This is a genomic window from Paenibacillus sp. FSL R10-2796 (genome assembly GCF_037965315.1).
Taxonomy (GTDB): Bacteria; Bacillota; Bacilli; order Paenibacillales; family Paenibacillaceae; genus Paenibacillus_AQ; species Paenibacillus_AQ odorifer.
Window position 1 is genome coordinate 651,486 of record NZ_CP150178.1, and the last position, 25,480, is coordinate 676,965.

The 25,480-nt window shown below is 45.8% G+C and carries 27 protein-coding genes and 2 riboswitches; of the genes, 21 read left to right on the top strand and 6 right to left on the bottom strand.

Annotation, left to right across the window (positions count from 1 at the left end; genetic code table 11):
• Positions 1 to 86 precede the first annotated feature (86 nt).
• The 5 genes from ctaD (at position 87) to NST58_RS03080 (ending at position 4,386) form a co-directional block, all read left to right on the top strand.
• On the top strand, positions 87 to 1,934 hold the full coding sequence (gene ctaD / locus NST58_RS03060; RefSeq protein ID WP_076124740.1) for a cytochrome c oxidase subunit I: 1,848 nt from the start codon (positions 87 to 89) through the stop codon (positions 1,932 to 1,934).
• Entirely contained in the window at positions 1,931 to 2,557 is a 627-nt protein-coding gene (locus NST58_RS03065; protein WP_038568531.1) for a cytochrome (ubi)quinol oxidase subunit III, read from the top strand. The genes ctaD and NST58_RS03065 overlap by 4 nt, the downstream gene beginning before the upstream one ends.
• A gap of 5 nt (positions 2,558 to 2,562) precedes the next feature.
• Positions 2,563 to 2,889, top strand: coding sequence for a cytochrome C oxidase subunit IV family protein (locus NST58_RS03070; RefSeq protein ID WP_036682505.1), 327 nt, complete (start codon positions 2,563 to 2,565; stop codon positions 2,887 to 2,889).
• A gap of 85 nt (positions 2,890 to 2,974) precedes the next feature.
• Positions 2,975 to 3,895: a cytochrome c oxidase assembly factor CtaG gene (gene ctaG, locus NST58_RS03075; protein ID WP_076124487.1), complete on the top strand. Its 921-nt coding sequence runs from the start codon at positions 2,975 to 2,977 to the stop codon at positions 3,893 to 3,895.
• Positions 3,896 to 3,921: 26 nt separating this feature from the next.
• On the top strand, positions 3,922 to 4,386 hold the full coding sequence (locus tag NST58_RS03080; RefSeq protein ID WP_076124485.1) for a DUF420 domain-containing protein: 465 nt from the start codon (positions 3,922 to 3,924) through the stop codon (positions 4,384 to 4,386).
• A 387-nt stretch (positions 4,387 to 4,773) separates the two neighbouring features.
• Here NST58_RS03080 and NST58_RS03085 read toward each other — a convergent pair whose 3' ends face one another.
• A complete protein-coding gene (locus NST58_RS03085) occupies positions 4,774 to 4,929 on the bottom strand; it encodes a hypothetical protein (protein ID WP_339246172.1) in 156 nt (51 codons plus the stop codon).
• Positions 4,930 to 5,288: 359 nt separating this feature from the next.
• Here NST58_RS03085 and NST58_RS03090 point away from each other — a divergent pair, with 359 nt between their 5' ends.
• The 6 genes from NST58_RS03090 to NST58_RS03115 all read left to right on the top strand — a co-directional run bounded on the left by NST58_RS03090 (position 5,289) and on the right by NST58_RS03115 (position 9,825).
• Positions 5,289 to 6,017 (top strand): hypothetical protein, encoded by a 729-nt coding sequence (locus tag NST58_RS03090; RefSeq protein WP_076124484.1) that lies wholly within the window; start codon positions 5,289 to 5,291, stop codon positions 6,015 to 6,017.
• A gap of 61 nt (positions 6,018 to 6,078) precedes the next feature.
• Positions 6,079 to 6,474 carry a GntR family transcriptional regulator gene (locus NST58_RS03095; RefSeq protein ID WP_076124482.1) on the top strand — a complete coding sequence of 132 codons (396 nt, stop codon included), beginning with the start codon at positions 6,079 to 6,081 and terminating at the stop codon, positions 6,472 to 6,474.
• A gap of 18 nt (positions 6,475 to 6,492) precedes the next feature.
• Positions 6,493 to 7,422, top strand: coding sequence for an ABC transporter ATP-binding protein (locus tag NST58_RS03100; RefSeq protein WP_339246176.1), 930 nt, complete (start codon positions 6,493 to 6,495; stop codon positions 7,420 to 7,422).
• Between the two features lie 4 nt (positions 7,423 to 7,426).
• Positions 7,427 to 8,329: an ATP-binding cassette domain-containing protein gene (locus NST58_RS03105; RefSeq protein ID WP_036676693.1), complete on the top strand. Its 903-nt coding sequence runs from the start codon at positions 7,427 to 7,429 to the stop codon at positions 8,327 to 8,329.
• The gene (locus NST58_RS03110) at positions 8,322 to 9,602 is read left to right on the top strand and encodes an ABC transporter permease (protein WP_339246179.1); all 1,281 of its coding nucleotides are present in this window, start codon (positions 8,322 to 8,324) and stop codon (positions 9,600 to 9,602) included. The genes NST58_RS03105 and NST58_RS03110 overlap by 8 nt, the downstream gene beginning before the upstream one ends.
• A 31-nt stretch (positions 9,603 to 9,633) precedes the next feature.
• A complete protein-coding gene (locus tag NST58_RS03115) occupies positions 9,634 to 9,825 on the top strand; it encodes a hypothetical protein (protein ID WP_339246181.1) in 192 nt (63 codons plus the stop codon).
• A 464-nt stretch (positions 9,826 to 10,289) separates the two neighbouring features.
• Here NST58_RS03115 and NST58_RS03120 read toward each other — a convergent pair whose 3' ends face one another.
• The 3 genes from NST58_RS03120 to NST58_RS03130 are packed head-to-tail and all read right to left on the bottom strand — an operon-like array spanning position 10,290 to position 11,874.
• The gene (locus NST58_RS03120) at positions 10,290 to 10,742 is read right to left on the bottom strand and encodes a hypothetical protein (protein WP_076302351.1); all 453 of its coding nucleotides are present in this window, start codon (positions 10,740 to 10,742) and stop codon (positions 10,290 to 10,292) included.
• Positions 10,743 to 10,783: 41 nt separating this feature from the next.
• Positions 10,784 to 11,305: a hypothetical protein gene (locus tag NST58_RS03125; protein ID WP_076302352.1), complete on the bottom strand. Its 522-nt coding sequence runs from the start codon at positions 11,303 to 11,305 to the stop codon at positions 10,784 to 10,786.
• A gap of 14 nt (positions 11,306 to 11,319) precedes the next feature.
• Positions 11,320 to 11,874 (bottom strand): hypothetical protein, encoded by a 555-nt coding sequence (locus tag NST58_RS03130; protein WP_076124474.1) that lies wholly within the window; start codon positions 11,872 to 11,874, stop codon positions 11,320 to 11,322.
• A gap of 68 nt (positions 11,875 to 11,942) precedes the next feature.
• Positions 11,943 to 12,107, bottom strand: a riboswitch (cyclic di-AMP (ydaO/yuaA leader).
• Positions 12,108 to 12,526: 419 nt separating this feature from the next.
• Positions 12,527 to 12,716: riboswitch (cyclic di-AMP (ydaO/yuaA leader) on the top strand.
• 251 nt (positions 12,717 to 12,967) lie between these two features.
• Between NST58_RS03130 and NST58_RS03135 the strand changes: the two genes are divergently transcribed.
• The 5 genes from NST58_RS03135 (at position 12,968) to NST58_RS03155 (ending at position 20,420) form a co-directional block, all read left to right on the top strand.
• Positions 12,968 to 13,384 carry a hypothetical protein gene (locus NST58_RS03135; RefSeq protein WP_076124472.1) on the top strand — a complete coding sequence of 139 codons (417 nt, stop codon included), beginning with the start codon at positions 12,968 to 12,970 and terminating at the stop codon, positions 13,382 to 13,384.
• A gap of 216 nt (positions 13,385 to 13,600) precedes the next feature.
• Positions 13,601 to 15,277 (top strand): potassium-transporting ATPase subunit KdpA, encoded by a 1,677-nt coding sequence (gene kdpA, locus NST58_RS03140; protein WP_076141854.1) that lies wholly within the window; start codon positions 13,601 to 13,603, stop codon positions 15,275 to 15,277.
• A 16-nt stretch (positions 15,278 to 15,293) separates the two neighbouring features.
• Positions 15,294 to 17,327, top strand: coding sequence for a potassium-transporting ATPase subunit KdpB (kdpB, locus tag NST58_RS03145; protein WP_076124469.1), 2,034 nt, complete (start codon positions 15,294 to 15,296; stop codon positions 17,325 to 17,327).
• A gap of 55 nt (positions 17,328 to 17,382) precedes the next feature.
• Positions 17,383 to 17,991 carry a potassium-transporting ATPase subunit KdpC gene (kdpC, locus tag NST58_RS03150; protein ID WP_076193779.1) on the top strand — a complete coding sequence of 203 codons (609 nt, stop codon included), beginning with the start codon at positions 17,383 to 17,385 and terminating at the stop codon, positions 17,989 to 17,991.
• 104 nt (positions 17,992 to 18,095) lie between these two features.
• Entirely contained in the window at positions 18,096 to 20,420 is a 2,325-nt protein-coding gene (locus NST58_RS03155) for a histidine kinase (RefSeq protein ID WP_076304352.1), read from the top strand.
• A 99-nt stretch (positions 20,421 to 20,519) separates the two neighbouring features.
• Here the strand turns inward: NST58_RS03155 and NST58_RS03160 are convergent, their stop codons facing one another.
• Positions 20,520 to 20,759 (bottom strand): glutaredoxin family protein, encoded by a 240-nt coding sequence (locus NST58_RS03160; protein ID WP_076124465.1) that lies wholly within the window; start codon positions 20,757 to 20,759, stop codon positions 20,520 to 20,522.
• The gene (gene ytxJ / locus NST58_RS03165) at positions 20,756 to 21,082 is read right to left on the bottom strand and encodes a bacillithiol system redox-active protein YtxJ (protein WP_076302354.1); all 327 of its coding nucleotides are present in this window, start codon (positions 21,080 to 21,082) and stop codon (positions 20,756 to 20,758) included. Before ytxJ ends, NST58_RS03160 begins: the two co-directional genes overlap by 4 nt.
• Before the next feature lie 228 nt (positions 21,083 to 21,310).
• Between ytxJ and NST58_RS03170 the strand changes: the two genes are divergently transcribed.
• The 5 genes from NST58_RS03170 to NST58_RS03190 all read left to right on the top strand — a co-directional run bounded on the left by NST58_RS03170 (position 21,311) and on the right by NST58_RS03190 (position 25,479).
• Positions 21,311 to 22,033 carry an SDR family NAD(P)-dependent oxidoreductase gene (locus NST58_RS03170; protein ID WP_339189368.1) on the top strand — a complete coding sequence of 241 codons (723 nt, stop codon included), beginning with the start codon at positions 21,311 to 21,313 and terminating at the stop codon, positions 22,031 to 22,033.
• Between the two features lie 48 nt (positions 22,034 to 22,081).
• The gene (locus tag NST58_RS03175) at positions 22,082 to 22,717 is read left to right on the top strand and encodes a ThuA domain-containing protein (protein ID WP_076185171.1); all 636 of its coding nucleotides are present in this window, start codon (positions 22,082 to 22,084) and stop codon (positions 22,715 to 22,717) included.
• 145 nt (positions 22,718 to 22,862) lie between these two features.
• Entirely contained in the window at positions 22,863 to 23,255 is a 393-nt protein-coding gene (locus NST58_RS03180; RefSeq protein ID WP_076185170.1) for a MerR family transcriptional regulator, read from the top strand.
• Between the two features lie 37 nt (positions 23,256 to 23,292).
• Complete coding sequence (locus NST58_RS03185; RefSeq protein ID WP_076124458.1) at positions 23,293 to 23,619, top strand: thioredoxin domain-containing protein; 327 nt, start codon at positions 23,293 to 23,295, stop codon at positions 23,617 to 23,619.
• Positions 23,620 to 23,730: 111 nt separating this feature from the next.
• A complete protein-coding gene (locus tag NST58_RS03190; protein WP_339246189.1) occupies positions 23,731 to 25,479 on the top strand; it encodes a spore germination protein in 1,749 nt (582 codons plus the stop codon).
• Position 25,480 lies beyond the last annotated feature (1 nt).

Consider the following 25,480-nt stretch of genomic DNA (forward strand, 5'->3'; position numbering starts at 1 on the left):
GACGAACTTTGGCTCAAGCTGCGCATACCTTGAATTCATCCAAGCCTCTGGGGCACGGCCACAGTGTGAAGCGCCATACAGGACTTATGGATTGGCTAACAACCGTCGATCACAAAAAAATCGCGATTTTGTACCTATGGGCCGGAGGATTATTTTTTGGCATCGGGGGAATTGAAGCGCTTCTGATTCGTTGGCAGCTCATCAAGCCGATGAATAACTTTTTGGATGCACAAACGTTTAATGAACTCATAACTATGCATGGTACGACGATGATCTTCCTCGGCGTCATGCCAGTCATCTTCGCACTCATGAATGCCGTCATTCCGCTACAGATCGGTGCACGTGACGTAGCCTTTCCTTTTCTAAATGCACTTGGTTTCTGGACCTTCCTGTTCGGCGGGATTCTACTGAATCTTAGCTGGGTTATGGGTGGTGCTCCTGATGCCGGGTGGACCGCCTACACCCCACTATCTACGAGTACATACAGCACTACACACGGTGTAGACTTCTATACGATCGGCTTGCAAATTGCCGGATTAGGGACCCTCATCGGGGGGATTAACTTTCTAGCCACGATCATTACGATGCGTGCGCCGGGAATGACCTATATGCGGATGCCGATGTTCGCCTGGACCACATTTATTACTTCCGCCATTATTTTGTTTGCTTTTCCAGCAATAACAGTAGGTTTAGTACTGCTGACATTCGACCGGATTCTAGGAGCCAATTTCTTCGAAGTTGGAGCCGGAGGAAGTCCAGTGCTATGGCAGCATATCTTCTGGATATTTGGTCACCCGGAAGTGTATATTCTCATTCTGCCTGCCTTCGGGATTATTTCCGAGGTCATCCCAACCTTTTCGCGTAAAAGACTGTTCGGATATAGCTCCATGGTGTTTGCAACTATCTTGATCGCCTTCTTAGGTTTTATGGTTTGGGCTCACCACATGTTCACAACTGGACTTGGACCTGTAGCTAACGCGTTGTTTTCCGTATCAACGATGTTAATTGCGGTTCCGACCGGGATTAAAATTTTTAACTGGTTGTTCACGATGTGGGGCGGGCAAGTACGTTTCACAACCCCTAACCTGTTCGCTGTAGGATTTATTCCTACATTTACTATGGGGGGAGTAACTGGAGTGATGCTGGCGTCCGCACCTGCTGACTTTCAGTTCCATGATACGTATTTTGTTGTAGCGCATTTCCACTATGTTATTGTAGGTGGCTTGGTGCTTGGCCTGTTCGCAGGTCTGCACTACTGGTGGCCCAAAATGTTCGGAAGGATGCTGAGTGAGACGCTGGGCAAGTGGACTTTCTGGACGTTTATCATCGGATTCCATCTGACCTTCTTTGTACAGCATTTCCTTGGGCTTATGGGGATGCAGCGCCGCGTGTTCACTTATTTACCAAATCAGCAATTTGATTTGCTAAATCTAGTCAGTACCATTGGTGCAGGTCTTATGGGTGTTGGTATGATTATTTTCTTGGTGAACATCTTCCTGACTTCCAGAAAACCAGCGGATGCAGGCAATGATCCGTGGGAGGATGGACGTACATTGGAATGGACCATTCCTTCACCGCCGCCAGAATATAACTTCAAGCAAACACCTCTTATTCGGGGGATTGATGCCTTCTGGAAAGAAAAAGTAGCAGGGAATAAAGGCATGACACCAGCAGAGCCGGTGGGCTCAATTCATATGCCGTCAGCAACGATTTTACCGTTTACGATGTCTATCGGAATTTTTATCGCTGGGCTTGGCTTTATGTTTAGCCGTGATGAATTCGGCAATGCTTTTATGAGCTTCCTGTTTAATAATTATATCGTTACAGCCATCGGTCTTATTATTACATTTGGATCCATGCTGATGCGTTCGCTGTATGATGATCACGGATGGCATATTGAACCTGAAGAGCTGGAAGGAAGTGAGCGGACATGACAACGGCACATGCAGAAGCTTCTAAGGATACCTTTCCGCACGAGCCGGAAAAAGCTACGCTCGAAGGACGCAACAAGGTTCTTGCCTTTTGGTTGTTTCTAGGCGGCGAAGCGGTATTGTTCGGCACGTTGTTCGCTACTTTCCTCGCACTGCGTAATCAGACGAATGAGGGGCCTTCGGCGAATGAACTGTTTCACCTGCCGCTTGTAGCCGCTGCAACATTCATCCTGCTGGTAAGCAGTCTGACGAGTGTATTCGCTATTCAAGCAATGCACAGAAATCGGCCGGCACTGCTACGGAATTGGCTTTTAGTTACTGTAGGTTTAGGTTTAGGTTTCCTGGTTTTGGAGATCTATGAGTTTACTCAATATGTAAGACACGAAGAATTCGGAATGACCACAAGTGCATTCAGCTCGGCATTCTACACACTGGTAGGATTTCATGGTGCGCACGTAGCCTTCGGGATCGCTTGGATCTCCATCTTGATCGGGCAGCTCGCCCGCAAGGGGTTAACGGTTGTTACTGCACCAAAAGTGTATGTGTCAGCCATGTACTGGCATTTTATCGATGTAGTATGGGTCTTCATCTTTACGGTTGTATACCTACTCGGAAAGGTGGGCTAGGCACTATGACGACGGATCAGCATATGCCAGATAGCGGCGGGTATAAGCAACGTCATCGGCATGAAGGACCACAGAAACATATTGTTGTCTTTATTTTCTCCATTGTCTTAACATTGATTGCTTTCGCTGCTGTTGCGGCTGGGGGCGTAAATGCAACCTTTGCGATTATTTTGCTGCTGGTAATGGCTGTTCTTCAGGTCATTGTACAGATGGGCTTCTGGATGCATCTAAAAGATAAAGGGCATCTTCTGCCGATTCTCTTCATGCTGGGCGGCTTCTTTATCGCTGGGACCTGTATTGTTATGTCGCTGTATTGGGTTTGGTGGAATTAACGGACGATAATGAAAGAGGTGGGCTGCGATGCCCCCTCTTTTTGATGTTTAGATATATGAATTCCTGCGCTAGGAGGTTGGGATTATGCTGGGATTAGAATACTTTAGTTTTGCTGAACTATGGAGTCCGCTTTTTCTAGCGGTAATGCTGCTGCTGACAGCAGGTTATTTTGTGTGGATTGGTCCGATTGCTGGGCGTTATGCCGATTCATTACCGGTGCCATTTTGGCGTAGAGCGTTATTTGTCTGCGGGATGCTTGCCCTTTATCTGGCACAAGGAGGACCCATTAGCCTTTTAGGGCATATGATGTTTTCCTTCCACATGGTCAGTATGGCCTTGTCTTATCTGGTAGCGGTGCCGCTGATTATGCTTGGAATTCCAGATTTTATCTGGCGCAGGATACTAAAGGTGAATCCGCTTCGGCGGTTATCTTTTTTAGCTCATCCGGTAGTAGCTGCTCTATTGTTTAACGGACTTTTTTCCTTGTACCATATTCCTGTTATTCATGATTATGTGATGCTGCATTTTACTGTTCATCGTATTTATTACATTGTTTTGTTCCTGACCTCTGCTTTAATGTGGTGGACACTGATTAATCCGCTGCCGGAACATCGTATGGCGAGTGGGCTTGGGAAGATTGGATTTATTTTTCTTAACATGGTATTGCTGACGCCGGCTTGCGGGCTGATTATATTTGCCGATCATCCGCTCTACGCCACTTACAGTGATCCAGAGACTTGGGCGCGTGCTATGGGCTATTGTATCTCGGGAGACCCCTCTGTTTTACTTCAGAATTTTGGAGGTCCTGCATTCTTTGAAGTGATGTCGCCGAAGGTGGATCAACAGGTGGGAGGCATCGCGATGAAGTTCATTCAGGAATTTATTTTTGCCTCTATGCTTGCTTATGTGTTCTATCATTGGTATAAAAAAGAGAACGGACAAGACGACGATGAATTGTCGACGCCATCCTCAACACTTCAGGAGAGCAACTTGAACCGTGCATAACTGGTAGACTGCCGAGGGGGAGAATCATGGATATTTTCACAGTGTTTCCGACTATTAGTACGTCATTCATCGTGATCAGCGCGGTGCTGGTGGCTATAGGTTGGTGGCTCATTATCAAGGGCAAACGCGAGGCGCATAAGAAAACGATGATTGCTGCCGCTATCGCTGCGCTGCTGTTTTTTATTGTTTACGTATCGAGAACGTTGTTTGTGGGAAATACCTCATGGGGTGGACCGGATGAACTGAAGACAATTTATCAAGTGTTTTTGATCTTCCATATCGTTCTGGCAACCGTAGCTGCGGTATTCGGACTTACTACGTTAACACTTGGTTTCAAGGCGAAGTATTCCAAGCACCGTAAGTGGGGCAGAGTGACATCTATAATCTGGTTTATCACAGCGATTACAGGCGTTATGGTGTACGTGCTGTTGTATGTTTTGTATCCAGGTGGACACACCAAGCCGGTGTGGGAAGTTATTTTGGGTGCGTAAAATAAGTGCTTGAATAGAGCACAGAGTTTAGTGCGTTGAGCGAATGAACAGCACTAAAGTAGCAGAACCGTAAATAGTTATGAAATAAGCCTATATATCTGCATGTTCCTGAGTAGGGATTGCGGGTGATGGGCTTATTTTGGTTTGTAGAGCTTCGGGATCTGTCCTGAAATTGAACGAAGTTAGCACGAAAAAGATGTAATTGGGGAAAACCTCCCTGAAAATGAACGGAAATAGCTCAAAAAGGCCATAATTAGGGAAATACTCCCTAAAAGTGAATGGATTTAGCTCAATAACGGAGTAATAGCTGAATTTTTGGGGAGGATTTCCCTAAAAACTAATAATCTAAGCTCGGTTGGGCAGATTTTAGGGAGTTTTTCCCTAATGTTAATCCGCCCGGCAGTCGCCCATATCCCATACCTGAAACTGCACTAGCAGCCGAAACGGTATCCCACACCCGAAACCTGAACCAGTCAGCAGCCGAATCAGCACCCCGCCCCCGATACCGCACCATCCGCCATACCCGCCTCCCTCAACACACATTACACCAACACGTTGCATAGAAGCAGAGAGTGAGCGCTTACTACTTCATTTCCAGAATGAATTATCTAATAAACTCAATTATCCCAGTTACATTCGCCCCGTAGCATTCTGCCTCAATTCCCCCTCATTGTAGTTAATCTCAATTAATAAGCGTTACCTAACGTTCGAGAGTGTCTTCATAAGCTTGAAGTGTGAGGTTACATAAACCTCCTATTTCTTTTGAATAATTTCCAGTTACAGGATTGACAATGTAAAATCAAGGTCATATACTGTGTATATAGATATATACAGTAAGCACAGGGATATGAACACCTGCTTCTGCTAGACGCTGAAGACATTGTAAAGCGAGGTTAGCATTAATGAGAACATTAAAAGATTCATGGTTTATGTTGCGCTCTGATTTTCGCGGAGACAAATTAAAAATATTAGGGACCCTCGTAATAACAGTTGTTTTTATGAGTTATCTTGGTGGACTGACTAGCCTGATAGCAAATGATGTACTAGGTGAGCAGGATCGGACGATGCTAGCGGATTTCTTATTTCTCTCCTTTATCCCCTTATTGGGATTAACATTCTCTCGCCGCTCCATGAAATATTGGAGTGAAGACTCTTACACAAAAATGTTGGTTTACTTACGAACTTTACCGATCCCAGCTGCAGTAATATTATCGCGGAGGAAACTTCAGGGTGTGGGCTCCTTTACTCTAAATGGTACGTTATTCTTCGTTATTATTTACTTGTTAGGAGAGAATTTCCGGGCAGAACTGGCGGTTCCTTCGTATATAGCTTTTGCGATTACTTGGCTCGGCTTCGGATTCATGGTCTCAGGTCTATATATTTTTATTGAATATCTTTTTAGCGGCAAAGCTTATCTATGGCTAACATTGCTTATCGTAGTTTTATCGTGGGCAACATCGTTCTTAGTTACACTGGGCGGAGGCAGTTTGTTCTTATACAGTATCTCCTATTCGAAGGAGTGGGGGCTGTTATCTCCGATCATGTGGGGGTCACTTCTGCTGGGAACAATATCTGTGCAGTTATTCTCTAAATGGACTATACATCGGCTGAAAAGTCGCAATCTCATATAAAAAATCGGAAATGGCAAGGACTGCGCTCTAGCACGCTAGAGTGGAAGGCGAGGTGTAAATAATGTGGATACCGGTACAAATCAACGAAAATAGTGCAGAGCCCCTCTATCATCAAATAGAGACTCAGCTTAGATCATTAATCATTAGCGGAGTCATTACAGAAGGTACGCTGCTGCCCTCGATTCGTGAGTTCGCAGGAGATCTGAAATGCAGTGTAATTACCGTGCGGCGGGTATATCAGGATCTGGAGAACGAAGGTTTGCTGCGAACGCGACAAGGAACAGGTACCTTTGTATCCCATGTAGGTGACGGAGCCATGGAAGAATATAAACGTGAAACGGTTGGCAAAGCACTTGAAAGTGCAGTGGATATCGCCCGATCGGTACATTGCAGCAAGGATGAACTTGAACAGATTTTTATGGAGATTGTAGAACGCAAGTATAGAGAAAAGGATTGAGAGGGGGCGCTTACTCATATGGTACAGATGGCTATAGAATTGCGGAATGTACTTAAACGGCGGCGAAACAAGACGATAGGGCCACTGACCCTGAATCTGCCTAAAGGATATATTACAGCTTTGGTAGGTCAGAATGGATCCGGCAAAAGCACGCTGCTGAATCTGCTGATGCAGCTGACTAATCCAGAGGAAGGCGAGATATATTGGTTCGAGAACAGGTATGATAGCGGGTTGTCTCTGGAGCTTCGCCAGACCATTGCCTATGTTCCTGAAACGTCAATTACTGAGGAGAACCACTGGAATGCAGAGGAGGCAGCTCGATTTCGGAAGTATTGGTATCCAAATTGGGACGATCAGTATTTTCACGAGCTGATGGATCGCTTTGAGGTTCCGTATCATATGAGACTTTCGAAGATGTCTAAAGGGGAGCGCCGGAAATTCGAAATTGCTTTAGCACTTGCGGCACGGCCAAGTCTGCTGCTATTGGATGAACCTTCATCGGGTCTTGATCCTTTTGCCTGGAAGATTATGATCGAGACACTTCGTAAATATATGGATGAGCACAACGCAACGATTATCATCTCCACACACATTGTGGATGAGGTGCGACGGCTGGCGGATTATATCGTCCTTATGCATCGGGGAGAACTGCTGGGTATGGCTGAAAAAGACAGTCTGTTCGGTGCTTGGACCGAGGTTTGGGTGAATGCTGCGGATGAAGAGGAGCTTGCGGAGTTATCGGCTGAGTTGCCAGGAGGCTTGTACTTCACCATGGATACACCGGGTGTAGCTTCTTTTATCATAGAACAATTTTCTGAAAACGAGAAACGCATTCATGACTTGGGCGTAAAGGTTATCAAGAGGCGCAGTTTGGAGCTGGACGAAATATTAAGTTTATGGACACAGGGTCATCGTCCTATTCTAATTGACCACAAGAGAGGGGACTAGAGAAATGGAAGCCTTAAAGCTGGAAAGTGTAGTTAAGCAATATGGAGAAAAAACCGCAGTAAACGGAATTAACCTAACCGTAGGTAAAGGGGAAATTTACGGATTACTGGGGGCGAACGGCGCGGGGAAAACAACCACGATGCGTATGGTACTCGGCCTAATCTACCCTGATGAGGGCAAGATTTTGTATAACGGGAAACCTTTCAACAGTGAACTGCAGCAACTTATGGGTTATCTGCCCGAAGAACGTGGACTATATCCTAAGGTGAAGATCAGTGATCAAATCGTTTACTTGGCCCGCCTGCGTGGGATGTCAGCTAGTGATGCAGATAAGAGCTTGCGCTATTGGCTGGATCGATTCGAGGTTCCGGATTATTACAATAAAAAAATAGAAGAGCTCTCCAAAGGAAATCAGCAAAAAATGGGCTTTATCGCCGCTGTCGTTCATAAGCCGCAGATTCTGATTCTAGATGAAGCTTTCAGCGGGCTGGATCCAGTAAACGTGGAGCTGCTGAAAGATACGGTCAAAGAATTACGTGATTCGGGAACAAGTATCCTCTTCTCTACGCACCGGATGGAGCATGTGGAAGAGCTATGCCGTAACATTACGATTCTCGATCGATCCAATACGGTCGTTCAAGGGGATATCCGCACGATCAAGAATGGCTACCCGCGGGAAGAAGTATTGCTGCGTACAGCTAATGAGGTAAAAGGTTTGGAGTCCATCGCAGGTGTTACAGCAGTGAAACGGCTGGAGCGTGGGTATCTGTTATCGATCAGTGAGATCGGTGCAGCACAGCGTATTTTACAGCAGGCGATAGCACAGGGTGAAGTGGAGCATTTTGAAATCAAGGAACCTACGTTAAACCAAATCTTTATCAGAGCGGTGGGTGAATCTAATGAATAAGATGGGGACAATTATCGGCTTTACCTTTAAAAATAAAGTTAGAACGAAATCATTTATGATTACTACTTTGATTCTAGTATTATTGCTCAGCATAGGGATGAATCTTCCCTATATCATCGATCAGTTTAAGGGTGATTCGGCCAAAAGTGAAGTTACTCAAATTGCTGTGATTGCTGAAGAGGGAAATCAGGTTGCAGAATTGTTGAAGGCTTATACTGCGCCAGAAGGCATGCCACAGGCTAAGATAGTACAATATGCTTCTGCGGATGATGCCGAGTTAAAGAAAGCATTAGATGAAGAGACAGTAGAAGGTTATGTTACTTTTGCGGAACCTATTGGTGAAGGGCTTCCACCCGTTACTTATCATAGTAATGATGGAGAACTAAACGGAGATGTGCAAGTTTATCTTCAAAATGCACTTCAGCAAGCAAACACACAATATATCGTTGGTGACAAGCTGACCTCTGAACAGATTGCTGCAATGTCAACACCAGTGCAGATTACTACACAACAGCTTAACGCAGGCGGTGGCAGTGAAAGCTCTCAGGAGGACACTCCGGCCATTAACTACATTATCTTATATGCCATGCTTATGTTGTTCTTTATGTCCATTATGATGACAGGCAACATGATTGCCGCTGAGATAACTTCTGAGAAAAGCTCGCGGATTATGGAGATTCTGATTACAAGTGCCTCACCTTTAGCGCAAATGTTCGGTAAAGTTATCGGTGTTTTCCTAGTAGGAATATTGCAAATTGGGATCTTTGTCGCAGCGATCGTCGTCAATTTGACGCTCCCGCATAATGCGACTGTATTGGCTGATTTTGATCTCGATTTAGGCCAGCTCAATATTAACTTGCTGCTCTATGGATTTGTCTTGTACGTATTAGGTTACTTCCTCTATGCCTTGATGTATGCGGCTGTAGGTTCGATTGTCAGCCGTACGGAGGATCTCGGTCAGGCGGTAATGCCAATCATGATGTTAGGCTTCGTAGCGTTCTATGTTCCACTGTTCAGTATCTCCAATGCAGATACTCTAGTGGTTAAGATAGCGAGTTATGTGCCTTTCACCTCACCATTAACGATGCTGCTCCGAATTGGTGTCGGCGAGGTGGCGATCTGGCAAGTCATTGTATCGCTGCTGATCCTGCTTGTGACTACCTTCATCTTCGGATGGCTGGCAGCCAAGATCTATCGTACCGGCGTACTGATGTACGGCAAACGCCCAAGTATTAAAGAAATCAGAAAAGCAATGAAAGCTTACAAGATCTAAGAAGACCTCATATAACTTTTAAGGAGTGCTAATGATGTCTACAAGCGAACAATATAACATTATGCTTTTAATGAGTTCTGTATCGCTGGCTACGGTTAGTAGAATGCTTCCGGATGGCTCCACTTTTATGGATTTCGTTCAAGGCGTATTGACTGGTGTTGCTATAGTGGGGATGTTGGCAGGATTGTGGATGTACGGTAAGGCGCGTAAGAGTAAAGTGTAATAGTAGGAACTGAATTTTCGGGGGTATCCTAACAGCCATTTATGGTTGTTGGGATATCCCCGTTTTTGAGTTGGCAATCTCTTTGTATACGAGCTGATATAGCTAACGGACCCAGCAGCACTTAAATGCAACAATCATCGAGATTTAGCAAGATATCGGACACTATAGTCGCTATTGGCATGAAAAATGGTGAATTAGTAGCTCTTTTAACCAAATAGTTGCACTGGAGTCCGATACTATGCTCAAAAGGCGATAAACGTGCAAGTAACGTCATCTGGGTCCGTAAGCCTTGTCTTGGTGGAAGATGATTAGGGCTTGCTTTAAGACGATCCAAGACGCTCATCGCTCGAGATTTTTACTGGAGTCCGAACGCCGGCCATATTTGTGGAAAAGCTTCAATTAAAGGCTCCTGAGTCCGTTAGATGCTTCATGCGCTCAAAGATCGTTTGAATTCTAGTCAGAGACTAAATTATAGAAAGATTTGCGCTCGTTAGTACATCCGCTTGGGCGGTCATCTGCTCCCGTACAGCTCTAAGCTGTGCTTTCAATGCAGGAACACTTTTTTGCAGAATAATGCTTATTTGAGAAAGAGGCAGCTTTAAGCCGTACCACAATACCTTCACAAGCTGTTCCTCCCAAGGTAATGCCTTAGCCGATAGAAGCGAGCGCCGGGCAAAAGAATCAGCACACTGGCGAATACAAGTGCGGTAAGCGTGGATAGAGAATAACTGAGGATCGAATTCATCCTGACGATATATTTTATGAAGCTCTGTGAAGGTGCGTATAGTAACCTTGTCCGCCTCATTAGATTGTTCTAACAACATGGAACTAAGTACGTAGACTTCATTAGTATACTTTTGGACACACTCTGCAAATTTAGTACTGTAGGTGGACTCGGGAGGTAAGGGGTCAGGCATGGTGAAACACGATCCTTTCAGAATGAGAGATTTGCTTGAATCTATAATATAGAAAAGTAAGAGATTGATTTATTGATGAGATCAGCGGTGTCTGGTTCCGGGCAACTGTGTTTCTGCTGGGAGGTACTGGATAAAGCTTTGGAAGGTTTGTAGTAGAGCCGTTCACTTCTGGAATTGCTCCCCCCTGCTGCAACACTGTACAGACGCCCTTGCTGAATATGCCCTGCCAAGGATTTACCCTGGAGCTTGGCCTTTAAATCCTGCAAAGCACCCTGAACTAGCTCAAGCTTAACCTGCTCCCAATCTGAACCTTCGCGGCGGACCTTATCCAGCGCTTCCTCAAGACGGCAATGACAGATAGCCCGTAAAAAAGAACTCCATTTAATGAGATCGAAATTTTTGGTGTTGGCAGAGATCAGACAAGCCCCCCAGCTGCAACCTCCCTTACAGGTGAGTTTTAGAATACCATAACGGCAGCCTTCAGCCCCTTCCATTCCATAGTGGATAGGCTCGGGTTCATCCAATACAAATACTTCAATGCGGGATAGTCTGCGCTGGTCCATAGTAGGGTTCCTCCTTAGATTTCCAAAAGCTTTAAGTCTACATGATGAGTGACACTAGCCTTTTCTACACAAGCGAGCATTTCCATTTTATTCTCACAGACTGCGGTATGCTCTAGCCATAGTCGGAACTTCTCTTTCCGTATAACAGATAGATGTAAGGGAAAGGTGCTGCGGGATCTCAAGACATACCAACCGGCGCTTACATCTTTCCAAGGCTCCTTGAAGGCTGTAAACCACGGGAGTTTTTGGTGTGATGACCAATCCTGCTGCTGCTGTTGTTCTCGAATTTTTTTATATATCTCATATACAATCTTAGAGTCTAAACAGTCTTTACAAGAAGAAGGTGTGCTGAACTGGCGAAGGGCTTGGATCTGGTTCTGGCCAAATGCATAGCCTACAATGTACCTGTGATTATGTTCTTCGAACCACAAGGCCCCGAAACAAACGTAATTTAGACTTATCGGCTCAAGCAGCCCTTGATGTATCCCTAAATAATAGTGCTTCAAAACATTCACCCCATCCAGCGTGCTATCACCTAATAAGCTCAGGTAACGCAAAAACCGCAGCAAGAGGAGGACCTCTGCTGCGGTTTTGGATTACAGGCAGATATACCTGGGCCAAAGCGTGGCGGATCAAGGGTCTCTCTCTTTACGCTTACGAGGTTAGCTGTCGGATTCGGACGGTGAGAGTCGCCCTACCTATTGAGACTTATGCAGTCTCCTTTGGATTCACCCCAAGTAGGCCAGGTGGCCTGATGGTTCCCCCGTTCCCTGCGAATGCAGGAACTCAGCGTTGATTGTTTTTCATGAATTAGATTCAACCCGAATCATACTCTTTTCAAGATTTTCTGTAAAAAACGGAAAATGTTCTTTTAGAGCAATTTTAACCATATCCTGCCGACTACGACTGAAAAACGAGGTAAATAGGTATTTATGGCGTGTTATCGCGCCTCTTTCTCGCTCAGCCTCAGCTTCTTGCGTTTCTACCTATAATGGGAATTTGCAGTATTTTCGCTCTAAAAAGGTGAATAAAATCACATGGGTTATAGATAGCGATTAAACGCTCCAAACTCGAGTAAACAAGAGATATAGAGAGATTAGATATCAAGTAAGCGCTATCTAATGGGAAAATAGTTTTTAATTTGCATTATTTTGGCATCATTCAGGTTTTACAAGTCTTCGTGCATAAGAGTATGATTACTCCTGTTTCAACGACAATCGAATATTTGATCCGCTTAATTTCCGGTAAGGAAAGCGGGGGAACCAACAATCGGCAGCCGATGTGAGAGTCGGAAGCCGATTATGGGGTGAATCCTGTAGAGGGTGTGAGTGAGCTCGCATCTATACAGGTAGGGCGACTCTCACCGCCCGAATCCGACAGCTAACCTCGTAAGCGTATGGAGAGAGGATGAGTGCAATGTGACCGCTAGCGAGCCACAGAGGAGATCCTTTGTGGCTTTTTGCTGTGCTCTTAGAAGCAAAGCATTTATGGAGGCCTCCCCTAAGAGGTCGCTAAATTCATCATTAGCGGTATTTGTAAGGCAGCGTCTAATGACGTGACACAACCGAGCTTTAGGTTGTGCCCGAAAATGACGATAGGTCAACATCCTTTCGGAGATTTTCGTTGCCTCCTTGTTGTAAATGAGCAGGAGGAGAAAAAAAGATGACGGATCAGAATGAATATGTGCTTGTATGTGCGCCTACAAAGGCGGGAGAACATTTCATTAAACTTCTGAAGTTCAGGGGTATTAAGATGGCGGGATTAACCAACAATGTGGCTGAGAAAGCTTTACTTGAGGAGCTCGGGATTGAGCAGGTTATTCTAGTGGATACCCGCCATCAGAGCACTTGGTTTCGCCCATCGTTCCCGGTAGGCAGGGTATATCTGTTTGAGAGCAGCTTTCCGCTTTGCTGCCGCTATATTCAGATGTGCCGTACCTGGACGACACAGCCGATTTTTGTGATTACAAGTTCAATAAATCCTAGATTGGTCTATAAAAGACTTGGTGCGAGCTATGTAATCTATTCCCATAGTGGTGATGCTGATTTTCTAATCGATAGATCACCTCATCAAGGATAATGGAAGGAGTGCGGAAGATATGATGGATCTGTATATGGTGGCTTCGTTAGCTGTAATTTACGGGTTATTTTATGGCTTTATGCGCTGGTGCGCAGGTGTAGTTGAGGATACGGGGAGGGATAAGCTGTGATTCTAGTAATCGCTGTTACCCTACTGTTGTTTATATATCTGGTTTACGCGTTGATTCATCCTGAGAAATTTTAAGGAGGGGCATTCATGGGCATTTTGCAAATAGTCGTCGTAATTGTAATTCTCATCTTGCTGGTCAAGCCGATGGGAACGTATTTATATCATGTATTTTCTAACGAACCGAATCGTACGGATCGCTGGTTTGCAGGCACAGAGAAAGGTATTTATAAGCTGATCGGCCTGAAAAAACGGGACGGAATGTCCTGGAAGAAGTATGCACTCAGCTTTGTTTTAACTAATATCGTACTGGTTGCTTTCAGTTATATTTTTCTAAGATTACAGCGGGGATTGCCGCTGAACCCGAATGGAATTGCCGATATGGAACAGACGCTTTCATTCAATACGGTGATCAGCTTTATGACCAATACGAACCTGCAGCATTATAGCGGGGAGACGGGACTATCGTATTTTTCACAAATGGCAGTCATCACGATGATGATGTTCACGTCTGCAGCGAGCGGATTTTCTGTTGCGGTTGCTTTTGTCAGAGGGATTACAGGACAGAAATCAGTCGGGAACTTTTTCGAGGACTTCGTAAAAGCACATATTCGTGTATTCATTCCATTAGCTCTGCTAGTTTCATTGGTGCTGGTAGGATTGCATGTGCCACAAACGCTCAAGCCATCGCTTGAGGTCACTACACTTGAAGGCCAGACGCAACAAATCGCTATCGGTCCAGTCGCTTCTTTGGAATCAATTAAACACTTAGGTACGAATGGTGGCGGCTTCTTCGGAGCCAATTCAGCACATCCTTTTGAGAACCCTAATCCACTTACGAACGTTCTGGAGATTCTCTCTATGTGGATGCTGCCAGCCTCTTTGCCATATATGTACGGGTTGTTCGCTAAGAACAAACGTCAGGGCTGGGTGATTTTCACAGCAATGATGACCTTGTTCGTACTACTGCTGGGATTGAATTATTATGCGGAAACCAAAGGCAATCCAGCTATCAATGCGCTGGGGATCGAGTCTTCGCAAGGCAGCATGGAAGGTAAAGAGGTACGTTTTGGTATCCCGCAATCTTCGCTGTTCACTTCGGTAACAACGGCAGCTACGACAGGTAGTGTTAACAATATGCATGATACGCTGACACCGCTGGGTGGCATTACCCCTCTGGCCCTAATGATGCTCAACAACGTCTTCGGGGGAAAAGGTGTCGGACTAATCAATATGCTGATGTATGCCATCATGGGTGTCTTCTTATGTGGACTAATGGTTGGCAGAACACCAGAGTTTCTCGGGCGAAAGATAGAAGCCAAGGAGATGAAGCTAATTGCGATTGCTATCCTTGTGCATCCATTCATTATCCTTGTACCAACAGCAGGTGCGTTCTTAACGGACTTGGGCAACGGTTCCATCACGAATCCCGGATTCCATGGACTTAGCCAAGTGTTATATGAATATGTCTCTTCTGCCGCGAACAATGGTTCAGGATTTGAAGGGCTTGCGGACAACACCACCTTTTGGAATGTTACAACCGGAATCGTAATGCTGCTTGGCCGTTATGTCTCTATAATCGCGATGCTGGCAGTTGCAGGATCACTGATCCAGAAGAAGCCAGTTCCTGAGACGATTGGCACATTCCGCACAGACAATGGTCTGTTCACCGGAATTCTGATTGGTACCGTAGTAATTATCGGGGCTCTGACGTTTCTGCCAGTCATTGTGCTCGGCCCGATTGCAGAATATTTGACCTTACGGTAGGAAGAGGGAGAACAAGATGAGTACTGTAAAAAGAAAAAAGCTGCTGACGGGACCCATACTCCTAAGCGCTGTAAAGGATAGCTTTATTAAGCTTAACCCGGTGACGTTAATTAAAAATCCGGTCATGTTCGTAGTCGAAATCGGTACGATTATTGTATTGCTTATGGTACTGGCCCCCGGATATTTTAATGCAGAGAAATCGGTAGGCTTCAATATCACAGTGTTGTTCATTCTGCTATTCACAGTGCTGTTTGCCAACTTCGCTGAAGCGCTGGCTGAAGGCCGCGGGAAAGCCCAGGCGGATTCACTCAAGAAAACGAAACAGGATATCACAGCTAACAAACTCGTTGGAGGGTCTGTGAAGACCGTTTCTTCTTCCGAGCTTCGTAAAGGAGATATTGTCATCGTCAGTCAGGGAGAACTTATCCCTGGCGATGGTGAAGTAATTGAAGGGCTGGCCTCCGTAGATGAATCTGCAATTACAGGTGAATCTGCACCTGTTATTAAGGAAGCCGGCGGAGATTTTGGCTCAGTCACTGGCGGCACCCGGGTAGTCAGTGATGAGATTAAAGTCAAAATTACCAGTGATCCCGGTGAGTCATTCCTGGATCGGATGATCTCCCTCGTTGAAGGGGCGAAACGTCAAAAGACACCCAATGAAATTGCACTAAATACACTCTTGATCAGTCTGACGTTGATTTTCCTGATTGTAGTAGTGACCTTGCGGCCAATTGCGACTTATCTGGGCGTTGATCTAGATATTCCTGTTATGATCGCCTTGCTGGTCTGTCTGATCCCGACCACAATCGGGGGCCTACTCTCCGCTATCGGGATAGCAGGGATGGACCGCGTCACACAGTTTAATGTCCTTGCTATGTCAGGGAAGGCCGTTGAAGCTGCCGGCGACATTAATACAATGATTCTAGATAAGACAGGTACGATTACTTTCGGAAACCGGATGGCGAGTGATTTTGTGCCTGTTGGAGATGAAACGGAAGCTGAGCTTACGGCTTGGGCAGCTATTAGTTCGCTAAAGGATGAGACTCCGGAAGGACGTTCGGTTATTGAGCTGGCTAAGAAGCTGGAGCGCAGCTATGACAGCAAACTTGCTGAAGGCGGAGAGTTCGTAGAGTTTAAGGCTGAGACCCGGATGAGTGGTATAGATCTACTTGATGGACGATCTGTTCGTAAAGGGGCAGTCGATTCCGTGAAGAAATGGGTACAGTCGAAGGGCGGAGTCATTCCCGCGAACCTCGACAGTAATTCCGATGCTATCGCTCGGATGGGGGGGACCCCGCTTGCTGTTGCGGTAGACAACCGGATTTATGGACTTATTTACTTAAAGGATACGGTTAAGCCAGGCATGAAAGAGCGGTTTGATGAGCTGCGAAAAATGGGAATCAAGACTATCATGTGTACAGGGGACAATCCGCTGACCGCAGCTACTATTGCCCGTGAAGCAGGGGTAGATGATTTTATTGCAGAGAGTACACCTGAGGATAAAATAGCGGTTATCCGCCGTGAGCAGAACGAAGGCAAGCTGGTGGCAATGACTGGTGATGGTACGAATGACGCACCTGCCCTTGCCCAAGCTGATGTGGGCTTAGCGATGAACAGTGGGACTACAGCCGCTAAGGAAGCAGCAAACATGGTTGATCTGGACTCCGATCCCTCGAAGATCATTGAGGTTGTAGCTATTGGTAAACAGCTACTGATGACGCGGGGCGCGTTGACAACGTTCAGTATTGCGAATGATATCGCTAAATACTTCGCAATTATTCCGGCAATGTTCATGCTCGCCATTCCTGAAATGGAAGCCCTGAATGTCATGGGATTGGGTTCACCTAGCTCGGCAATTATATCTGCATTAATATTTAATGCGATTATTATTCCGCTGCTGATCCCATTGGCTATGAAAGGTGTCTCGTATAAAGCGATGAGTTCTACGAAGCTGCTGGGACGTAATATTTTTATCTATGGTTTAGGTGGAGTAGTCGTTCCTTTTGCGGGCATCAAGCTTATTGATTTGCTCGTAAGTGTATGGATTTAACAACGGATTGACTAATCATTGAAAGGGTGAGAGCATCGTGAATAACAGAAAATCGATTGCGGACGCTGAAGAACAGTTGTCATCATCGAAGGGTGCTAATTTCTTTATTATATTACGGCTATGTCTAGTGTTTATTGTTCTTTGCGGAGTGATTTATCCTCTGACTACTACAGCGATTGCTCAAGTTCTGATGCCATCGCAAGCGAACGGCAGTCAGCTGAAGAATGACGCTGGAGTAGTTGTGGGCTCAGAACTCATCGGGCAAAGCTTTACGGACCCGGCATTATTCCATGGCCGTGTATCCAGCATTGATTATAAAGCGGAAGCCTCAGGTTCCAATAACTACGGCCCATCCAACCCGGATATGCTGCAGCGGACGAAGGATTCCATCACACAGTGGCAGCTGGATAATCCGGATGTGCCTGTAAACAAGCTGCCGGTTGATTTAGTAACCAACTCGGGTTCAGGTCTTGATCCGCATATCACTCCTGCGTCGGCAATTGTGCAGATTCCCCGGATCAGTAATTTGACTGGGATTCCAGCCGCGCAGCTGGAAGAGCTAGTGAATAAGCAGACCGAAGGTCGCGATCTAGGGCTGTTTGGTGAAAAGCGGGTAAATGTTCTTAAGCTGAACATGGAGCTGCAGAAATTAACGAACAAATAAATATAGCTAATATCCCTGCCCGATTGTTCAAACTGGGTCAGGGATATCTTGCTTTCTGGCATAGAAGAGTGAATGGATGAACGGGTTATTAAGGAGTGGTCTTGATGGGAACATATCGGAGGAAGACGCCGGAGGAACTGCTGCTCTCTATTTATGAGCTGCATCGTGGACGTCTGAAGATCTATATAGGTCCGGTCAGTGGATCAGGCAAGACCTATCAGATGCTGCGTGAGGGTCAGGCGCTGAAAGCACAGGGCATCGATGTTGTAATCTGTGCGGTTTCAACCAACCAAAGTCCAGAAACAAGGGATCAGCTGGGTGACTTGGAACGGATTCCAAGTATTCATTGGTTTCAGAAGGAGATCGAGAAGAAGGATCTGGACGTGGAGGCCATTGTGGCGCGTAATCCAGAGGTTGTACTGACCGATGGATTGGCTCATCATAATCGCGAGGGTGCGGAGAGATCGACTAGGCTGGAGGATATCAAATATTTATTGGGCTGTGGAATTAGTGTCATCACAACTGTAAACGTATACGAGCTGGAAGGCGCAGCAGATCTTGCGCGGAAGTGGACGGGGATTGAGGTGGAATATTCCTTGCCTGCGGAAGTGCTCACCCTTGCAGATGATATCGTTCTAATTGATGTGACTCCGGAAAAGATACTTCAACGTTTGTCCGAAGGACATTTGGGCAAGAAGCAGCGGACTTCGCTTTTTAACAAAGGGAATCTAAGCAAGCTGCGGGAGCTGGCGCTGAGAATGGTTGCGGAGGATGTTAATGGTTCGCTGGAGAAGCATCGGGAGGAGCAAGGATTGCTGGGGGCTTCGGGGATTGCCGAAAAAGTGTTGGTGTCCGCACAGTATTATTGGAATGGCTCGATTCATATCCGCCGTGGGCAGCAAATCGCTAAACGGTTAAACGGAGATCTGGCGGTGGTATCCTTCTGGAAGCAGGGCCTGACGCCCTCTAAGGAAGCAGCAACCTTCAAGCGATCCCTATGGAAGCTGACTGAGAAGATTGGGGCCTCGATGGAGGAGATTTCTTTTCGCTCGAAGAGGGAGATTCCGGGACTTCTAGTGAAATACGCCATCCAGCATAATATTACCCGTATCGTTATGGGTCACTCTAAGCAAACGGCGTGGCAGGAGCTGTGGAAGGGTTCGATTGCTAACTCATTGTTAAAGCAAATCCGTGGAGTAGATGTGTTTTTCGTGGCTGATCGTGCTGAGCGTGAGGGAGAACGTGTTCTTCCTACCCGGCAGAGCCGAAATGAGCGGAAAGCTGATGCCTATCACAGATTAAGCACTCAGGAAGTAAAGGATAAAATCGATGCGATTCGTGGGGGCACATTTAAAGTGTACATTGGTGCTGCTCCCGGGGTGGGCAAGACTTATAAGATGCTGCGAGAAGGAAATGATCTCTTAAAGAGAGGGATCGATGTTGTTATTGGACTACTAGAAACGCATGGACGTAAAGAAACCCTTGAACAGATCGGTGATCTGGAGATCCTTCCGCGACTGAGCATTGACTATCGGGGGGCTGTCCTTGAGGAAATGGATACGGCAGCTATTATTAAGCGTAATCCGGAGGTCGTACTGGTAGATGAACTGGCACATACCAATATGCCGGGCAGCAAGCATAAGAAGCGGTATATGGATGTTATGGAGTTATTGGATGCGGGGATCTCTGTAATCTCCACAGTGAATGTTCAGCATTTAGAAAGCTTGAATGATGCAGTAGAACAAATTACCGGAGTTAGAGTTAGAGAGACTTTCCCGGACAGCATTCTGCAACGGGCCGACGAAGTTGAACTTATCGATGTATCCCCCAAAACACTGCAAGAGCGGATGAAGGATGGAAAAATATATGCGATGACCAAAGTGGATCAGGCGCTGGGTGCTTTTTTCAAAATCGGCAATCTAATCGCCCTCCGTGAACTGGCGCTGCGGGAAATTGCTGATGATGTGGATGAACGTCTGGAGGCCTGGGAACGTGTCGGGTCGCTGCGGGGACCTTGGCGGCGGCAGGAAGTGATCTATGTGTGCATCACCTTAGGAGATCATGCGGAACGTCTGATTCGGCGCGGTTTTAGGATTGCCTATCGTCTAAAAGCTTGCTGGTATGTTACGTACGTACAGGAATATAAGCAGAGCGGGCCTTCTTACGATAAACGAATTAATGATTTGAAAGAATTGACGGAACGACTGGGTGGAACGTTTAAGATGATTCCTAACGTGCTCCCGGCACGAGTGTCTTCCTTGCTGCTTGAAAGGTCTCAAGCCTTACAGAGCACACAGATTATTATCGGCCAGTCCCAACGCTCATGGGTGCGCAAATGGCTACGCGGGGATGTCACTAAACAGATTTTGCGTTCGGCCAGAAATGTAGATGTACTGGTCGTGGCAAATCTTATGCGTGAGGAACCCTAAGCTTTAGAACAATGAAAAAAAGGGATTCCTTGCCGAGTGGCTGCTGGAATCCCCTTTTTTGTAAGCATATATCAAGTGCTAAATAATTAAACGAATGAATTACTGAGCAGCTTCGAGAAGTGCTTTCAGCTCGGGAAGATTGAATCCTTTGGTGGCGTGATCCCCTGCTACAGTAACAGGAACACCCATGAAACCAAGCTTTTCGACTTCCTCTTGATAGACGGTGCTAGTCATAACATCTCTTACTTCAAAAGGGATACCTTGCTCCGTAAGATATTGTTTGACCAGATTACAGTCGCTGCAGCCTGCTGTTGAATAAACAATCACTTGCTGGCTCATTGGTTCACAGCCTCTTTGATAGCATCTCTTGTGATCTTCCAGTGGGAAGTGTTCCAGCGGACCTCAGTATCCTCAAGCAGGAAGAGCTGTGGAGATTCATGCTTAATCCCGAAATCCTCGGCAATTTGATTGGAAACTGGACGATCCTCGATGACTAGAACTACTGCTGCTGCAGTATCCGCATCCTTTAGATAAGCCTGGAATTCTTCATTAGCTTTGGCGCTAATCGGGCAGGTAGTGCTGTGTTTGAACAGCAGCTTCTTGCCAGGTTTAGCCACATACTGCTCAAGATCTTCCAATGTATGAAGTTGTTGAATAGACATAGATATCACCCTCCTGGGATCGTTATTTTACTAACCATTGTGTTGTTAACAACCTGTAATCATGATTGTAACATATATTAAATTTAAAACAAAAAGGATTCTGGAGCAGCTAATCCAAGGATGACTAAACCCTCATTTTAGTGCGTTGAAAAAAAGAGGACGGCATGCTAAGGTGAAAGGAAGACAGCTTGCTTCAATAATCCTTACTAGGTAGGAGTGTTGATAAGAATGAACAGAGTTGCATGTGTGACTGGAGCTGATCGGGGTCTCGGATTGTCTCTTGTGCACTCTCTTTTAGAGAAACAGTTCTCAGTATTTGCTGGACAATACATGAGAGATACAGATGAATTGAAAGCGCTTAAAGAGGAGTATCCGGAACAGCTGGAACTTATTCCACTCGATATTGGTAGTAAGGACAGTGTAAAGCAGGCAGCAAGGGCTATCGCCAGCAGAACTGGGCATGTTGATATTCTTATTAATAATGCCGGAATTATTCATTCCGCAGATGATGCTACGATGCTGGTGGATATGGATGATGAGGGCATGGCGGAGATTTATAATGTGAATACGCTAGGCGCGTTGAGAGTCAGCAATGCACTTATGGGACTTTTATTGCAAAGTAAGGATAAATTGATTGTTAATATTTCTTCGGAAGCGGGCAGCATTGGCAGAAATAAACGTATTAATATGTACGGCTACTGCATGTCTAAGGCGGCTCTCAATATGCAATCCTCCCTGATGCACAATCATCTAAAGACGCTTGGGGGTCAAGTGATGGTGTTTCACCCCGGCTGGATGAAGACTTATATGCATGGCGAAAAAAATGAGCAAGCGGATATTTCATCCGATGTGTCTGCAGACCAGATTATAAGTCAGGTTATGGAGTATAAAAAGCATCTAGGGGATGAGCCGGCCTATCTTGACGTGGATGGAAATACATGGCCTTGGTAGATGGTCTTCCCGTAATCAAAAAAGTACACGAAGAAAGGCGATGATAGGATGTCTACACTAAAAGCACTGGCACTCGGAAGTTATTCGGAGGTTAAATATCACCCATTTGCGGGAGTAGACCGGGAGATTGAGCAGATCCTTGCCAATGACCTGCAGGTATTCTCCTCGGAGGATTATGGGCTGCTTAATAAAGAAACATTATCTGATTACAAGCTGGTAATCTCCTATACCGAATTCTCCGATGATAAAATACCGGCGGAACAAAGCAGCGCATTGCTCTCCTATGTGGCTAACGGTGGTGGATTACTAGTGGTACATAACGGAATCTCCTTACAGCGTAATCAGGAGCTAGGCGCTATGCTGGGAGCGCATTTCACTCATCATCCAGAATTCACTTCGCTCCAGATGTCCATACCGGCACGGGAGCATCCCATTATGCAGGGGATCGAAGAATTTGTGATCGATGATGAGCCTTATTATTTTGAGCAGCATCCCTATTTCGAAACAACTGTGCTTATGGAATATCCTCATGATGGGGCAATGAGGCAGGCGGCTTGGTGCCATGAATTTGGTCTAGGCCGGGTTGTTTATTTAATGCCTGGTCATCATTTGCCGTCATTTTCCGTAGAGCCCTTTCGCCAGATGATTCTTAGAGGTGGACTTTGGGCGGCAGGATTATTGTAGGATATAAGCGGATATACCTGTTGTAACATAAAACACGAGTCCAACTGCGGGTTAGCTGCGGTTGGATTTTTTTTGTTGACTCTAACATTGGTGTCAGGGTTTATACTGGTGTAGAACAATTCTCATGAACCCCGGGGAGAATGCTATGAAAATAGGTGAGCTTGCTAAACTGACGGGCGTAAGCGTCCGTTCACTTCGTTACTATGAGAGTCAAGGATTAATCTCGCCGATCCGTCAGGCCAACGGATATCGGGAGTATTCTTCACTTGCTGTAGAGACGGTAGAAACGATTAAACTATATTTGAACCTGGGTCTGTCGACAGAGCAGATCGCGGGCTTTCTACATTGTGTCTTGAAGAACAAAGAAGCTTTCTGCGCAGAAGTGATGCCACTATACCGCAGTAAATTGGAAGATATTGAACGTCAGCTTGTAGAGCTGAATCAGATCAAGAGGAATTTGGAAGAACGAATGGCATCTATTCTGCAGGAGCAGGATGAGAGCAAGTTGGGAACGTGTCCACTGGAGAACTTGGAATAGTACTGCTGGTGTTGAAAAATATGAGGAGGAATGGCAAATGTCTATTATAAATGCCGATAGTGCGGATTGGGTGCGGTCAGAAATACGTGGTGGAGGAACGGTACTGGTGGATTATGGTGCGCCATGGTGCCCCCCTTGTAAGGTGCTGCTGCCTGTTCTGGAAGATCTTCACCAGGAATATGGAGACGATGTTTCTATTGTTAAGGTGAATTGTGATGAACTGCCGGATTTGGCTGGAGAAGCGGGTGTTATGGGGATGCCTACAGTCATTGTATATAAAGAGGGGCAGCCCGTGGAAAAGCTGGTCGGTCTGCGTCCGAAAGCAGCCTACCAAGGCATACTGAACAAGGTTCTTCAAGCATAAGGCGATAATTTTAAAGATGAAATTAGGGAGACTCCATATTGTGGGGTCTTTTTTGCGTGCATGATTTACCCATCTTCGGTAAAAAATACGAACACAGTTATAAAGGAGGTGATGAGGGTGTGGAATATTATTCTAGAGATAATTCCTAAATGGAGTGTGATTTTCCAAGCTATTATGATCTTTTTCGTTCCGTTTATTCTAATCCGGATGATGAGTTGGGCTAATGTAAAGGAAGATACGATAAGTACTAGAGCAAAAAAAGCTGCCGGCAGCATAGGTGGTGGGGTTCCTTACGGAGAAGCATCTCTAGGTTCTAGCAATACGAAAAAGGTTGCTAAGGCGGACGATTCCGTTGGAATCAGTGAAGAATCTCCTACAGGAGCAAGCTATAGCGGTCAATTTCGGGAGGATTTGCAAAGATTTAAAGAGATGAGCACAGATATGCATGATGTGAGTTTTCGGGAGTTGCGTATCGGAGGTATAAAGCTGCAAGCGGCCCTTATATTTGTAGATGGACTGACAGATAAAGATAAAATGGATCGGAATATTCTGAAGCCTTTAATGGATGCCTATAAGGTTTTTAAGGATCCCCATACGATACCGGAAGCAAAGGATCTAAAAGATATTCTCATTCATGAGATCGTGCTTATTTCGGAAGTTGAGTTTACGGATAATGTGAAGCTCTCCCTTCAAAAGGTATTGTTCGGCTCTGTAGTGCTGTTAGTAGAAGGGATACCGGAGGCTATTGTGCTCAGCACCCCGAAGGGGAACACAAGAGGGATAGAGGAGCCTGAATCAGAAGCTGTCTTGCGGGGATCTCGAAGCGGATTTAATGAGACGTTAAGTGATAACACGGCATTACTGCGCCGACATGGGCAGAGCACAGAGCTAGCCATGATTTCTTTTACTGTAGGAAAGAGGATGAAGAAGGATCTGGTTCTAACTTATATCAAAGATATCGCGAATGATGAACTTGTCGAAGAAGTCAAACGAAGAATTAGGACGATTGATATAGATGATGTGCAAGAATCTGGTTATGTGGAGCAATTAATCGAAGATAATAGCTTCACGCCATTCCAGCAGATTCAGAATACGGAAAGACCTGACCGCGTAATGGCAGCGTTATTGGAAGGGAGAGTAGCTATCCTGCTGGATGGCACACCCTTTGCCTTGATCATGCCCGTGTCCTTCGGGATGCTGTTGCAATCCCCAGAGGATTATTACGATCGGTGGATGGTGGGGTCGTTGGTGCGCTTACTGCGTTTTCTCGCCGCATTGATATCAATGTTTGCACCGGCACTATATATTTCCTTCCTCTCCTTTCAGCCGGGATTGATTCCGACAAAGTTGGCCATTTCAATCATCAGCTCCCGCCAAGGTGTACCTTTTTCGGTATTAATCGAAGCTTTGATCATGGAGACCTCAATCGAAATATTACGGGAGGCTGGACTCCGGCTGCCTAAACCTATCGGTCCCGCGATGGGGATTGTTGGCGGTCTAATCATCGGCCAAGCCGCGGTAGAAGCGGGAATTGTGAGTCCAATTCTAGTCATCGTTGTTTCAGTTACAGCAATCTCCTCCTTCACCATCCCTATGTATAGTGCGGGAATGACGCTGCGTATGCTCCGTTTTATAGCGATGTTTTCTGCAGCAGTCTTTGGATTATATGGAGTTGTGTTATTTTTCCTTTTCCTGAGTGCCCATTTAATCAAGCTAAAAAGCTTCGGCATGCCTTATCTTGGCATGTTTATACCTTATAAGATTAAGGATTGGAAAGATTTTATATTCCGTATGCCACTGCAATTTCTAACAGGCCGCCCTACGCTGTTGAAGCCGAAGGACCCCCGACGCAAAGGGTGAG

Excerpts from the sequence above, each read along its gene's own strand:
- ctaD (WP_076124740.1), top strand. The coding sequence starts at position 87 with ATGGATTGGCTAACAACCGTCGATCACAAAAAAATCGCGATTTTGTAC.
- NST58_RS03065 (WP_038568531.1), top strand. The coding sequence starts at position 1,931 with ATGACAACGGCACATGCAGAAGCTTCTAAGGATACCTTTCCGCACGAG.
- NST58_RS03070 (WP_036682505.1), top strand. The coding sequence starts at position 2,563 with ATGACGACGGATCAGCATATGCCAGATAGCGGCGGGTATAAGCAACGT.
- ctaG (WP_076124487.1), top strand. The coding sequence starts at position 2,975 with ATGCTGGGATTAGAATACTTTAGTTTTGCTGAACTATGGAGTCCGCTT.
- NST58_RS03080 (WP_076124485.1), top strand. The coding sequence starts at position 3,922 with ATGGATATTTTCACAGTGTTTCCGACTATTAGTACGTCATTCATCGTG.
- NST58_RS03085 (WP_339246172.1), bottom strand. The coding sequence starts at position 4,929 with ATGTGTGTTGAGGGAGGCGGGTATGGCGGATGGTGCGGTATCGGGGGC.
- NST58_RS03090 (WP_076124484.1), top strand. The coding sequence starts at position 5,289 with ATGAGAACATTAAAAGATTCATGGTTTATGTTGCGCTCTGATTTTCGC.
- NST58_RS03095 (WP_076124482.1), top strand. The coding sequence starts at position 6,079 with ATGTGGATACCGGTACAAATCAACGAAAATAGTGCAGAGCCCCTCTAT.
- NST58_RS03100 (WP_339246176.1), top strand. The coding sequence starts at position 6,493 with ATGGTACAGATGGCTATAGAATTGCGGAATGTACTTAAACGGCGGCGA.
- NST58_RS03105 (WP_036676693.1), top strand. The coding sequence starts at position 7,427 with ATGGAAGCCTTAAAGCTGGAAAGTGTAGTTAAGCAATATGGAGAAAAA.
- NST58_RS03110 (WP_339246179.1), top strand. The coding sequence starts at position 8,322 with ATGAATAAGATGGGGACAATTATCGGCTTTACCTTTAAAAATAAAGTT.
- NST58_RS03115 (WP_339246181.1), top strand. The coding sequence starts at position 9,634 with ATGATGTCTACAAGCGAACAATATAACATTATGCTTTTAATGAGTTCT.
- NST58_RS03120 (WP_076302351.1), bottom strand. The coding sequence starts at position 10,742 with ATGCCTGACCCCTTACCTCCCGAGTCCACCTACAGTACTAAATTTGCA.
- NST58_RS03125 (WP_076302352.1), bottom strand. The coding sequence starts at position 11,305 with ATGGACCAGCGCAGACTATCCCGCATTGAAGTATTTGTATTGGATGAA.
- NST58_RS03135 (WP_076124472.1), top strand. The coding sequence starts at position 12,968 with ATGACGGATCAGAATGAATATGTGCTTGTATGTGCGCCTACAAAGGCG.
- kdpA (WP_076141854.1), top strand. The coding sequence starts at position 13,601 with ATGGGCATTTTGCAAATAGTCGTCGTAATTGTAATTCTCATCTTGCTG.
- kdpB (WP_076124469.1), top strand. The coding sequence starts at position 15,294 with ATGAGTACTGTAAAAAGAAAAAAGCTGCTGACGGGACCCATACTCCTA.
- NST58_RS03155 (WP_076304352.1), top strand. The coding sequence starts at position 18,096 with ATGGGAACATATCGGAGGAAGACGCCGGAGGAACTGCTGCTCTCTATT.
- NST58_RS03160 (WP_076124465.1), bottom strand. The coding sequence starts at position 20,759 with ATGAGCCAGCAAGTGATTGTTTATTCAACAGCAGGCTGCAGCGACTGT.
- ytxJ (WP_076302354.1), bottom strand. The coding sequence starts at position 21,082 with ATGTCTATTCAACAACTTCATACATTGGAAGATCTTGAGCAGTATGTG.
- NST58_RS03170 (WP_339189368.1), top strand. The coding sequence starts at position 21,311 with ATGAACAGAGTTGCATGTGTGACTGGAGCTGATCGGGGTCTCGGATTG.
- NST58_RS03175 (WP_076185171.1), top strand. The coding sequence starts at position 22,082 with ATGTCTACACTAAAAGCACTGGCACTCGGAAGTTATTCGGAGGTTAAA.
- NST58_RS03180 (WP_076185170.1), top strand. The coding sequence starts at position 22,863 with ATGAAAATAGGTGAGCTTGCTAAACTGACGGGCGTAAGCGTCCGTTCA.
- NST58_RS03185 (WP_076124458.1), top strand. The coding sequence starts at position 23,293 with ATGTCTATTATAAATGCCGATAGTGCGGATTGGGTGCGGTCAGAAATA.
- NST58_RS03190 (WP_339246189.1), top strand. The coding sequence starts at position 23,731 with ATGAGGGTGTGGAATATTATTCTAGAGATAATTCCTAAATGGAGTGTG.